At 73.4% G+C, this 11752-nt stretch carries 11 protein-coding genes; 5 read left to right on the forward strand and 6 right to left on the reverse strand.

The window, feature by feature from the left end:
- Positions 1 to 157 precede the first annotated feature (157 nt).
- Together ACSNN9_RS25175 and ACSNN9_RS25180 are read left to right on the forward strand one after the other, a co-directional pair.
- Complete coding sequence (locus ACSNN9_RS25175) at positions 158 to 1255, forward strand: ABC transporter ATP-binding protein (RefSeq protein WP_436675696.1); 1098 nt, start codon at positions 158 to 160, stop codon at positions 1253 to 1255.
- Positions 1252 to 2355: an ABC transporter ATP-binding protein gene (locus tag ACSNN9_RS25180; RefSeq protein WP_436675697.1), complete on the forward strand. Its 1104-nt coding sequence runs from the start codon at positions 1252 to 1254 to the stop codon at positions 2353 to 2355. The genes ACSNN9_RS25175 and ACSNN9_RS25180 overlap by 4 nt, the downstream gene beginning before the upstream one ends.
- Positions 2356 to 2433: 78 nt before the next feature.
- Here the strand turns inward: ACSNN9_RS25180 and ACSNN9_RS25185 are convergent, their stop codons facing one another.
- Together ACSNN9_RS25185 and ACSNN9_RS25190 are read right to left on the reverse strand one after the other, a co-directional pair.
- The gene (locus ACSNN9_RS25185) at positions 2434 to 2889 is read right to left on the reverse strand and encodes a hypothetical protein (RefSeq protein WP_436675698.1); all 456 of its coding nucleotides are present in this window, start codon (positions 2887 to 2889) and stop codon (positions 2434 to 2436) included.
- Positions 2871 to 3533 carry an HNH endonuclease family protein gene (locus ACSNN9_RS25190; protein ID WP_436675699.1) on the reverse strand — a complete coding sequence of 221 codons (663 nt, stop codon included), beginning with the start codon at positions 3531 to 3533 and terminating at the stop codon, positions 2871 to 2873. Before ACSNN9_RS25190 ends, ACSNN9_RS25185 begins: the two co-directional genes overlap by 19 nt.
- Positions 3534 to 3641: 108 nt before the next feature.
- Between ACSNN9_RS25190 and ACSNN9_RS25195 the strand changes: the two genes are divergently transcribed.
- Complete coding sequence (locus ACSNN9_RS25195; RefSeq protein ID WP_436675700.1) at positions 3642 to 5093, forward strand: MFS transporter; 1452 nt, start codon at positions 3642 to 3644, stop codon at positions 5091 to 5093.
- Between the two features lie 22 nt (positions 5094 to 5115).
- On the opposite strand, the gene leuA is transcribed toward ACSNN9_RS25195, so the two are convergent.
- The 4 genes from leuA to ACSNN9_RS25215 all read right to left on the reverse strand — a co-directional run bounded on the left by leuA (position 5116) and on the right by ACSNN9_RS25215 (position 9186).
- Positions 5116 to 6867, reverse strand: coding sequence for a 2-isopropylmalate synthase (gene leuA, locus ACSNN9_RS25200; RefSeq protein WP_436675701.1), 1752 nt, complete (start codon positions 6865 to 6867; stop codon positions 5116 to 5118).
- A gap of 250 nt (positions 6868 to 7117) precedes the next feature.
- Positions 7118 to 7654 carry a hypothetical protein gene (locus ACSNN9_RS25205; RefSeq protein ID WP_436675702.1) on the reverse strand — a complete coding sequence of 179 codons (537 nt, stop codon included), beginning with the start codon at positions 7652 to 7654 and terminating at the stop codon, positions 7118 to 7120.
- A gap of 94 nt (positions 7655 to 7748) precedes the next feature.
- Complete coding sequence (locus tag ACSNN9_RS25210) at positions 7749 to 8276, reverse strand: nitroreductase family protein (RefSeq protein WP_436675703.1); 528 nt, start codon at positions 8274 to 8276, stop codon at positions 7749 to 7751.
- An 85-nt stretch (positions 8277 to 8361) separates the two neighbouring features.
- On the reverse strand, positions 8362 to 9186 hold the full coding sequence (locus tag ACSNN9_RS25215) for a hypothetical protein (RefSeq protein WP_436675704.1): 825 nt from the start codon (positions 9184 to 9186) through the stop codon (positions 8362 to 8364).
- A 224-nt stretch (positions 9187 to 9410) separates the two neighbouring features.
- Here ACSNN9_RS25215 and ACSNN9_RS25220 point away from each other — a divergent pair, with 224 nt between their 5' ends.
- A complete protein-coding gene (locus ACSNN9_RS25220) occupies positions 9411 to 10676 on the forward strand; it encodes an aspartate kinase (RefSeq protein ID WP_089003025.1) in 1266 nt (421 codons plus the stop codon).
- 5 nt (positions 10677 to 10681) lie between these two features.
- Complete coding sequence (locus ACSNN9_RS25225) at positions 10682 to 11743, forward strand: aspartate-semialdehyde dehydrogenase (protein ID WP_436675705.1); 1062 nt, start codon at positions 10682 to 10684, stop codon at positions 11741 to 11743.
- Positions 11744 to 11752: the final 9 nt, after the last annotated feature.

Below are 11752 nucleotides of genomic sequence, written 5' to 3' on the forward strand. Positions count from 1 at the left end.
GTGAGCTTGCGAGCCCCGCAGTCGCGAACGAAAGGCCAGCACGGTGAGCGCGAGGAGTGAGCTTGCGAGCCCCGCAGTCGCGAACGAAAGGCCAGCACGGTGAGCGCGAGGAGTGAGCTTGCGAGCCCCGCAGCCGCGAACGAAAGGCGGGCCCGACATGGCTCTGCTTGATGTCGAAGATCTCTCCGTCACCTTCGCCCGGCGCGGTCAGCGCACCGTGCACGCCGTCGACGGGGTCTCCTTCTCCGTCGACGCGGGCGAGGTGGTCGGCCTGGTCGGCGAGTCCGGCTGCGGCAAGAGCGTCACCTCGCTGGCGATCATGGGTCTGCTGCCCAAGCAGCCGGGCCTGCGCGTCGGCGGCAAGGCGGTCTTCGACGGCACGGACCTGCTCCAGCTCGACGACCGGTCCCGACGGGACATCCGGGGCCGCGACGTGGCGATGATCTTCCAGGACCCGCTCTCCTCGCTGAACCCCGTGATCCCGATCGGATTGCAGGTCACCGAGGTGCTCACGCGGCACCGGGGGATGAAGGGCGCGGCGGCTGAGAAGGAGGCGGCGGCCCTGCTGGACCGGGTCGGCATCCCCGACCCGAAGCGGCGGCTGAAGGAGTACCCGCACCAGCTCTCGGGCGGCATGCGGCAGCGCGCCCTGATCGCGATGGCGGTGGCCTGCAAGCCCCGGCTGCTGATCGCCGACGAGCCGACCACGGCGCTGGACGTCACCATCCAGGCGCAGATCCTGGAGCTGCTCAAGGAGCTGGTCCGGGAGTCCGGCACCGCCCTGGTGATGATCACGCACGACCTGGGCGTGGTCGCCGGCATGTGCGACTCCATCAACGTGCTCTACGGCGGCCGGGTGGTGGAGACGGCCCGCCGTCGCCCGCTGTTCCGCGAGCCCCGGCACCCGTACACCGTGGGGCTGCTCGGCTCGGTGCCGCGCCTGGACGCCGGCCGCGGCGAGCGGCTGAACCCGATTCCCGGCTCGGTCCGCGACCTGCTGCCCTGGCCGGACGGCTGCGCCTTCGCGCCGCGCTGCACGCGGCGGGTCGACGAGTGCGTCGGGGAGCCGCCCGCGCTGGTGCTCGCCCACGACGGCCGCAGCTACCGCTGCGTCAACCCGGCGCCGGTGCCCGGCACCCTGCCCCGGCCGGCCGCCACCAGCACCGCCCCGGCGGAGGTGCCGGCCGCCACCGCCCCGGCCGCGGAGGCGACCGCGGGCCCGGTGCCCGCACCGCGCGAGGAGGAGAAGCCGTGACCGAGAGCGACATCCTCGTCGAGGTCCGCGACCTGAAGGTGCACTTCCCGATCCGGCGGGGGGTGATCTTCGACCGGACGGTCGGCCACGTGAAGGCCGTCGACGGCGTCGACCTGAGCATCCCGCGCGGGAAGACGTACGGCCTGGTCGGCGAGTCCGGCTGCGGCAAGTCCACGCTGGGCCGGGCGCTGCTCCAGCTCACCCCGCCCACGGGCGGCGAGGTCCGGTTCGACGGCGTCGAGCTGACGAAGCTGCCGTCGGGCAAGCTGCGGTCGATGCGCCGCCGGATGCAGATGATCTTCCAGGACCCGATGTCGAGCCTGGACCCCCGGCAGAACGTCGAGTCGATCCTCACCGAGGGCCTGCACGCCCACGGCATCGGCGGCAACCGGGACGAGCGGCGGCGGGTCATCGGCGAGACCCTGGACAAGGTCGGCCTGCCCCGCTGGGCGCTCTCCCGCTATCCGCACGAGTTCTCCGGCGGCCAGCGGCAGCGCATCGGCATCGCCCGGGCGCTGGTGCTCGGGCCGGACCTGATCGTCGCCGACGAGCCGGTATCCGCGCTCGACGTGTCGATCCAGGCCCAGGTGGTGAACCTCCTCGACGACCTCCAGGACACCCTCGGCCTGACCTACCTGGTGATCGCGCACGACCTCGCGGTGGTCCGGCACATCTCCGACACCGTCGGCGTGATGTACCTGGGCGCGCTGGTCGAGGAGGCGCCGAGTGACCGGCTCTACACGGAGCCGATGCACCCGTACACGCGGGCCCTGATGTCGGCGGTGCCCGTGCCGGACCCGGACGTGGAGGACCGCCGGGAGCGCATCCTGCTCGCCGGCGACCTGCCCTCGCCCGCCAACCCGCCGGCGGGCTGCCGGTTCCACACCCGCTGCCCGTGGGCGCAGCCGACCCGCTGCGCCGACGAGCGGCCCGCGCTGCGGGACGTCGGCGGCAGCCGGGTCGCCTGCCACTTCGCCGAGCGGATCGCCAGCGGGGAACTCCGCCCGCACAAGGTCAGCGTGCAGCTCACCCGCCCGGTCGGCGAGGGCGAGGAGCCGCACATCGTCTCCGCCCCCAACGAGCCCGGCTCGTACGTCTGATCCGCGTCGCGGACGCGGCCCTCGACGGGGGCGCGTCCGGGCGTCGGGCGCTGCGGGTCAGCCCTCGGGGCGGTGGGATCAGCCCTCGGGGCGGTGCAGCAGCGCGACCGCGACGCCGTGCACCGCGTCCAGCCCGGCCGGGTCGGCCAGCGCGACCCGGCCGCCCGTGACCGTGTACCACTCGTCGGCGTCCTTGTACTGCACCGTCAGCGTGACCTGACCGTCGGCGTACCCGGTGCGCAGGGTCAGCTCGCCGGTGACCACACCGACCTCGTCGGTCATCACCCCGCCCGGGCCGGGCACGATGTCGGCCGTACGCTCCTGCGCGGCGGTCGACGTGCCCTCGGCGTCGGCGGCCATGCCGGCCCCCGGCACCCCGCTCGTCGCGCCGGCCGCGCCGTCCGCCGTCATGCCGGCCGTGGTCGGCCCGGCCGGCGCGCTGCCGGTGGCCGCCGCCGCGTCCTCCCCGGTGGCGTCCGGTGTCTGCTCCGGGGCGGGCGTCGCCCCGGCTCCGGTCACGGCTTGCTCGCCCATGTGCAGCCCTCCAGCATGTCGGTCAGGGCGGCCTTCTCGGCAGTGGTCACCGTGAGCCGCCAGTGGTGCTTGACCGTCACCCAGTTCTCGGCGTACTGGCACCAGAACGACCGGTTCGCCGGCTTCCACTGGGACGGGTCCTGGTCACCCTTTGCCCGGTTGGAGGAGGCGGAAACCGCGATGAGCTGCGGCCGGTCCAGATCGTTGGCGAACTCGCCGCGCTTCGCGTCGTCCCACTCGTCGGCGCCCGAACGCCACGCGTTCGCCAGCGGCACCATGTGGTCGATGTCCACGTCGGAGGGATCGGTGAGGGCGCGGTCGTCGTACACGCTCTCCCAGCGGCCGTCGACGACGTTGCAGCCGGAGAGCCGGATGTCCTCCCCGTCGCGCTTCAGCACGCTGTCGCGTACGTCGCAGTTCTTGCCGGTGTCCCGCCAGTGCGGGAAGCGCTCCCGGCTGTAGCCCTTCATCGACCCGGCGGTGGCCACGGTGAGCTGGGCCAGCTTCTGCGCGGCGTTGCCGCCACCACCGCTGCTCGGCGGGGTGTCCGGCTCGTCGACGGCGGCACAACCGGCCGCGCCGAGCGCCAGCGCCGCGGCGAGCGCGGCCGTCACCGCGGCGCGCGGTCCTGATCTGGTACGCACAGACGACACCTCTCCAGCTTGGGGGCTCCCGGCGATCCCGCACAGTACCCGGGCCTGGTTTCGGCGATTCGTGGCGTCTCTCATATCGTGCGAGGCAGATTGGACCCCATGACCGAAACCGCCCCCGCGCTCCGGCTGGGCACCGCCCCCGGGCGGGGCACCCTGCTCGCGGCCGTCCTCGCCTCCGGCATGGTCTTCCTGGACACCACCGTGGTCAACGTGGCGCTGCCCCGTCTCGGCGCGGACCTCGGCGCCACCGTCGCCGGTCTCCAGTGGACGGTCAACGGCTACCTGCTGATGCTCGCCGCCTTCGTCCTGCTCGGCGGCGCGCTCGGCGACCGCTTCGGGCGGCGGCGGGTCTTCCTGCTCGGGGTGGTCTGGTTCACCCTCGCGTCGTTGCTCTGCGGCCTGGCCCAGGGCACCGGGTGGCTGATCGCGGCCCGGTTCCTCCAGGGCGCCGGGGGCGCGCTGCTCACCCCCGGCTCGCTGTCGGTGCTCCAGGCCAGCTTCCACCCGGACGACCGGGGCCGCGCGATCGGCGCGTGGTCGGGGCTGTCCGGCGTCTCCACCGCGCTCGGCCCGTTCCTCGGCGGCTGGCTGATCGACGCGCTCTCCTGGCGGTGGATCTTCTTCCTCAACCTGCCGCTGGCCGTGCTCGTGCTGCTGGCGGCGCTGCGCTGGGTGCCGGAGAGCCGGGACGAGGCTGCCTCCCGCACCGGGGCGTCGGGGCGCCGCCGCCGGTTCGACGTGGCCGGCGCGCTGCTCGGCGCGCTCGCCCTGGCCGGCGTCACGTACGCGCTGATCGACGCCCCCGTCCGGGGCTTCGACTCGGTGCCGGTGCTCGCCGCCGCGCTGGCGGGCGTGGCCGGCGCCGCGGCCTTCGTGCTGGTCGAGCGGCGCCGGGGGGACGCCGCGATGCTGCCCACCGGCCTGTTCAACAGCCGGCTCTTCTCCGTGCTGAACGTCTTCACCGTGCTCGTCTACGCGGCGCTCGGCGGCTTCACGTTCTTCCTCGCCGTCCACCTGCAGAACGTGGTCGGCTGGTCGGCGCTGCTCACCGGGGTCGCGCTGCTGCCGATGACGGTGCTGCTGCTGGTCGGCTCGGCCCGGGCCGGCGCGCTGTCGGCGCGGATCGGGCCGCGGCTGCCGCTGACCGTCGGGCCGGTGGTGGCCGCCGCCGGGCTGGTGCTGCTGCGCGGCGTCGGCCCCGACGCGTCGTACTGGCGGGACGTGCTGCCCGGAGTGGTGCTCTTCGGGATCGGGCTGACGCTGGTGGTGGCTCCGCTGACCGCCTCCGTGCTGGCCGCGGTCGACGACCGGTTCGCCGGCGTGGCGAGCGGCTTCAACAACGCCGCGTCGCGCGCCGGCGGCCTGCTGGCAGTGGCCGCGCTCCCGCTGCTGGTCGGGCTCTCCGGCTCCGGCTACGCGCAGCCGGCCGCGCTGACCGCCGCGTACCGGGGCGCGATGCTCTGGTGTGCCGGCCTGCTGCTGGCCGGGGCGGCGATGGCGGCCCTGCTCATCCACCGCCCACCCCGGCGCCGGGAAGGGCACCCTGCCTGAACGGGGTGCCCTTCCCGGCCCGTCAGGCGCGGGCGCGGTTGACGGCGCTCGTCACGGCCTTCACGGAGGCGGTGACGATGTTGGCATCGGTGCCGACGCCCCAGACCGTACGGCCGTCGACCTCGCACTCCACGTAGGCGGCGGCCTGCGCGTCCCCGCCGGAGGAGAGCGCGTGCTCGTGGTAGTCGAGCACCCGTACCGCCACGCCCACCGACTGGAGCGCGTTGACGTACGCGTCGATCGGGCCGTTGCCGACCGCGGTCAGCGAGCGGGGCTCCCCGCCCAGGCCGACGCGGGCCTCGATCTCGACCTTGCCCTCGGCGGTGCCGATGGCGTACCCGTCCAGGGTGAGCGCCGGGTCGACCTGGTGGTCGAGCAGGTAGTGCCCGGCGAAGATCTCCCACATCGTGCCCGGGTCGACCTCGCCGCCGTCGTGGTCGGTCACCTGCTGGACCACGCCGGAGAACTCGATCTGGAGCCGGCGCGGCAGGTCGAGCTGGTGCTCGCTCTTCATGATGTACGCGACGCCGCCCTTGCCGGACTGCGAGTTGACGCGGATGACCGCCTCGTAGGTGCGGCCCAGGTCCTTCGGGTCGATCGGCAGGTAGGGCACCGCCCAGGTGTGCTGGTCGATGGGCACCCCGGCCGCCGCCGCGTCCTTGGCGAGCGCGTCGAAGCCCTTCTTGATCGCGTCCTGGTGGGAGCCGGAGAAGGCGGTGTAGACCAGGTCGCCCGCGTACGGGTGGCGCTCGTGCACCGGGAGCTGGTTGCAGTACTCGACGGCGCGCCGCACCTCGTCGATGTTCGAGAAGTCGATCATCGGGTCGACGCCCTGGGAGAAGAGGTTCAGCCCCAGCGTCACCAGGTCGACGTTGCCGGTGCGCTCGCCGTTGCCGAACAGGCAGCCCTCGACCCGGTCCGCGCCGGCCAGCAGCCCCAGCTCGGCGGCGGCGACGCCGGTGCCCCGGTCGTTGTGCGGGTGCAGGCTCAGCACCAGGCTGTCGCGGCGGGGCAGGTGCCGGTGCATCCACTCGATCGAGTCGGCGTAGACGTTCGGCATGGCCATCTCGACGGTGGCCGGCAGGTTGACGATCAGCTTGCGGTCCGGGGTCGGGTCGACCACCTCGATGACCTTGGCGCAGACCTCCCGCGCGTACTCCAGCTCCGTGCCCGTGTAGGACTCGGGCGAGTACTCGTAGTGGATGTCCGTGTCCGGGGTGTGGATCTCCGCGTACTTGCGGCAGAGCCGCGCGCCCTGGGTGGCGATGTCGGCGATGCCGTCGCGGTCCAGCCCGAAGACCACCCGCCGCTGGAGCGTGGAGGTCGAGTTGTAGAAGTGCACGATCGCCCGTCGCGCGCCGCGCAGCGACTCGAAGGTCCGGTCGATCAGGTGCTCCCGGCACTGGGTGAGCACCTGGATCGTGACGTCCTCCGGGATCAGGTCCTGCTCGATGAGCTGCCGCACGAAGTCGTAGTCCGTCTGGCTGGCAGAGGGGAAGCCGACCTCGATCTCCTTGTAGCCCATCTGCACCAGCAGCTGGAACATCCGGCGCTTGCGCTCCGGCGACATCGGGTCGATCAGCGCCTGGTTGCCGTCGCGCAGGTCCACCGCGCACCAGCGCGGCGCGACCTCGACGTGCCGGGTCGGCCAGCCGCGGTCGGGCAGGTCGATCCGGAACTGCTGCTGGTACGGCTGGTAGCGGTGGTACGGCATCCGGCTGGGGCGCTGCCGGGCGATCGGATCGGTCTCAGCGTCGGTGACGGGTTGAGCCATGACGGAGTGCTCCCTGGAACATGTGGCGTCAGCAATCGGAAGGTGTCGGCCAGGTGCCGGGCGACGGTGCCCGGGGTTTGCCGATGGGAAGTTCGGATGTGCTGGACGGCGCGGTTCGACTCCGCGACGAGGTGCCGGCCTTCAGGCCTCGTCGCGGCGACCAAGGAGGAGGTACGCCTGCCACATGACCAGGTAACCCTACGTGGCCGGCCGGGGTGCGGGAAGGCCGGTCCGGACTATGGGACCGGATTCACTGTTCCCGAGGCCCCGCCGGGGCGCTCGGACGGGGCTTCTCGCCGCTGTACGGCAGGGCCGACACGGCCCGCTGCTCGTCGCGTCCGTAGAGCGACTCGTAGCGGACCTCGATCCGCATCCGCCGCCTGATCAGGTCCCAGAACCAGGCGTCGGCCTCGGCGCGATAGTCGGGGAGGTAGAGCAGGAAGTCGCTGAAACCGGCGGGCAGGATCTTTCCCTCGCTCAGCGCGCGGACCCGCGGCCGGATCGGCAGGGGCCGGCGCAGCAGGGAGAGCTCGGGTTCCTCCCACGGGCCGAGGACGGCGCCGTCGAGCGTGAGTGTGGTGCCCGTGACGATGGCCGGGCCCAGGCCGTGGTTCGAGAGACGGACCCCCGTCTCGCCACCGTCCAGCCTGCGGTACTCGAACTGCAGCAGCGGCCGGACCGACTGGCGGTTGTGCCTGCGGGAGGCGGTCGTCTCGGTGACGGAGACGGCGAGCGAGGCCACGGCGATGCCGGTGGCGCAGATGGCGGTGATCGTGTTGGCGTCCATGGCACTCCGAAGTCGCCGTCGAGGGACCGCGTGACGACGCTCACGGTATTGCCCGCCGGCAACTGCCCTGAGGCGTTCCTCGGAGCGGCGGCCCTCAGGTCAGCAGCAGGTCGGCCAGGGGGAGGCGGCGGCGCAGGCCGGTCTCCGAGCGGAGCAGGTCGGCGGGGAGGCTGAGCGGGTCGCCGAGCTGCCCGACGGCTGCCACCGCGTGCGGCCGTACGCCCGCCGGCAGGTCGAGGTCGGCGGCCAGGCCGGCGTGGTCGAGGTCGCGCAGCTGGCGTACGTGCAGGCCGAGCGCCGTGGCCTGCACGGTGAGGTGGGCGACCGCCTGGCCCAGGTCGTACGCGTGCCCGGCGGAGCCCGTGCGGTGGGCGCACAGCAGCAGCGCGGAGGCGCGCTGGGCCCACCGCTGGTCGGCTTCCGGCAGGTTGACCAGGATCCGCTTGAACGTCTCGTCGTCGCGGTGCCCGAGCGCGAACCGCCACGGTTGGGCGTTGCCGGCCGAGGGCGCCCAGCGGGCCGCCTCCAGCAGCGCGGACGCGTCCTGGCGGGACAGCTCCGCCACCGGGTCGAAGGACCGGGGGCTCCAGCGGAACGCGAGCAGCGGGGTGAGGTCGGCCATGGGGCGAGTGTCCCGTAAGGGCGATTCAGTAGTTAAGGGTGGGATGTCCGAATGTGGCGAACGGCACCCGTAACGTCACCCGTGGTCAGAACGTTCCCGCGCTCGGGCTCACGGTCGGCTCCGCGGTCGGCTCCGGCGTCGCCGTGCCCAGCGGCTCGGCGTCGACCACCGGGCCGGCCAACTGCACGGTGGCCGGGGCCGGCGCGGGCGTCCCGGCGAGGATCAGCGTGCCGAACGCGGTACGCACCGCCGTGGGCGTGCCGTCGGGGCCGTAGCAGTAGATCCCCACGTCGAGCGGCGCGTTGATCGACGCCGAGGTGGTCTCGACCGAGTAGCAGGCGCCGGACGCGCCGGGCGGCGGCTGGGCGGGCGAGACGGCGAGCGGGGCCCGCCGGTCGGTCAGCACGTCCAGCCAGTCGGTGAACGGGTGCTGCACCCGGGGATCGAGCCGCCGCGGCACGGCCTCGTCCGGGTCGCCGAGGCGTACGCAGGCCGCCGGCTCGGGCCGGGCGGCGGACGGCAGGGCGCACTGGAACAGCCCGTCGGCGGTGGCGGCGAACGAGACGTCGGCGGTCCCGCCGAGCGCGCCGCCCGGCACGTCGACCCGCCAGCTGCCGTCGTTCGCGCTGGTCACCAGGACCGTCCGGTCCGGGGACCCGGGGGCGCGCAGCGTGTAGCTGGCGATCAGGTGCCGGTCCTGCGCGGCGGCCGCCAGCGCGGCCAGCTCGTCGCGCGCCGCGTCCAGCCCCGCCGGTGCCGGTGTCGAGGTGGGGGTGGGCCGGGCGACCGGCCGGTCGGCGGTGCAGGCGACGAGGAGCGCGGGCAGGGCGAGCGCGAGCGGGCCGGCGAGGCGGCGGGCCCGACGCGCGGGCTTCGCGGTAGGGCCGGCCGGGCGGGGATGGGCGTGCACGGGGCCATTCTGCGGCCCGGAAACGGCGCGCGTGGGCCCTGCCGCGCGCAGCGCCCCGGCGTGTCGCGGGTCACCCCGCCCCGCGCGGCCGGGCCGGATCGTGGGATCACCCGACCCGCCCGGGTCGGCCGACCGATACCCTGGGTGCGTCTGACGCGCGCCGCCGGTAGAGATCCGGCGGCGTCGGCACGCTCAGGGTCGTCGCTGGGAGGGAGTGCACCGTCGTGGCACTCGTGGTGCAGAAGTACGGCGGGTCCTCCGTCGCCAACGCGGAGCGGATCAAGCGGGTGGCCGAGCGCATCGTCGCCGCCCGCAAGGCCGGCGACGACGTCGTCGTGGTGGTCTCCGCCATGGGGGACACGACAGACGAGCTGCTCGACCTGGCCAACCAGGTCAGCCCGCTGCCGCCGGGCCGCGAGCTGGACATGCTGCTCACCGCCGGGGAGCGGATCTCCATGGCGCTGCTCGCCATGGCCATCCACAACCTGGGGTACGAGGCCCGCTCGTTCACCGGTTCCCAGGCGGGCGTGATCACCACGTCGGTGCACGGCCGGGCGCGGATCATCGACGTCACGCCGGGCCGGCTCAAGGGCGCGCTCGACGAGGGCGCGGTGGTCATCGTCGCCGGTTTCCAGGGCGTCTCGCAGGACACCAAGGACGTCACCACGCTGGGCCGGGGCGGCTCCGACACCACTGCCGTGGCGCTCGCCGCCGCGCTGCACGCGGACGTCTGCGAGATCTACACCGACGTGGACGGCGTCTTCAGCGCCGACCCGCGGATCGTCCCGAACGCGCGGCACATCACCCAGATCACCTACGAGGAGATGCTGGAGCTGGCCGCCTGCGGCGCCAAGATCCTGCACCTGCGCAGCGTGGAGTACGCCCGCCGGGCGGGCTTGCCGATCCACGTCCGTTCGTCATACTCGACCAACACCGGCACGATGGTCACCGGATCGATGGAGGACCTTCCTGTGGAGCAAGCACTGATCACCGGGGTCGCCCACGACCGCAGCGAAGCCAAGATCACGATCGTGGGGGTGCCCGACGAGCCGGGCGCCGCCGCGCGGATCTTCGACACCGTGGCCGGCGCCGAGATCAACCTCGACATGATCGTGCAGAACGTGTCCACCGAGGGCACGGGCCGCACGGACATCTCCTTCACGCTGCCCAAGGCCGACGGCCCGACGGCCATGGCCGCCCTCAGCAAGATCCAGGAGTCGGTCAAGTTCAAGGGCCTGCTCTACGACGACCACGTCGGCAAGGTCTCGCTGATCGGGGCCGGCATGCGCTCGCACCCCGGCGTCGCGGCCGGCTTCTTCGCCGCCCTCGGCGCGGCGGGGGTGAACATCGAGATGATCTCCACCTCGGAGATCCGGGTCTCCGTGGTCTGCCGCGACACCGACCTGGACGCCGCCGTGCGCGCCATCCACGAGGCCTTCGACCTCGGCGGCGACACCGAGGCCGTCGTCTACGCGGGGACGGGACGGTAGCCACCGTGTCGCCGCTGCCCACCCTGGCCGTGGTCGGGGCGACCGGTGCCGTCGGCACGGTGATGTGCGAGCTGCTCAGCGGTCGGAAGAACGTCTGGGGCGAGATCCGGCTGCTCGCCTCCGAGCGCTCGGTCGGGCGGCGGCTGCGCTGCCGGGGTGAGGAGCTGACCGTCCAGGCGCTGACCCCGGAGGCGTTCGACGGCGTCGACGTGGCGATGTTCGACGTCCCGGACGAGGTCTCCGCGCGGTGGGCGCCGATCGCGGTCGGCCGCGGGGCCGTCGCGGTGGACAACTCCGGCGCCTTCCGGATGGACCGCGACGTCCCGCTGGTGGTGCCGGAGATCAACCCCGAGCAGGTACGCAACCGGCCGAAGGGCATCATCGCCAACGCCAACTGCACCACCCTGGCGATGATCATCGCGATCGCCCCGCTGCACCGCGAGTACGGGCTGCGCGAACTGGTGCTCGCCTCCTACCAGGCGGCCTCCGGCGCCGGCCAGAGCGGCGTGGACACCCTGCACGCCCAGCTGACCAAGATCGCGGGGGACCGGGTGCTCGGCTCCCGCCCCGGCGACGTACGCCAGGCGGTCGGCGACGACGTGGGTCCGTTCCCCGCGCCGCTGGCGCTGAACGTGGTGCCCTGGGCGGGCTCCCTGGCCGACGCGGGATGGTCGTCCGAGGAGATGAAGCTGCGCAACGAGTCGCGCAAGATCCTCGGGCTGCCCGACCTGAAGGTCTCCGCCACCTGCGTACGGGTTCCGGTGGTGACCGGCCACTCCGTCGCGGTGCACGCGGTCTTCGCCACGGAGGTGGACGCCGAGGGCGCCCGCGAGGTGCTGCGGAACGCGCCGGGGGTGATCCTGGTCGACGACCCTGCCGCGGGCGAGTTCCCGATGCCCATCGACGCGGTCGGCACCGACCCCTCATGGGTGGGCCGGATCCGCCGCGCCGTCGACGACCCCCGCGCGCTGGACTTCTTCGTCACCGGCGACAACCTCCGCAAGGGCGCCGCCCTCAACACGGCCCAGATAGCCGAACTCCTGGCCAAGGAACTCACCCCCCGCTGACCCCCACCC

The sequence above is a fragment of the Micromonospora sp. URMC 107 genome, from assembly GCF_051386315.1.
GTDB lineage: Bacteria > Actinomycetota > Actinomycetes > Mycobacteriales > Micromonosporaceae > Micromonospora.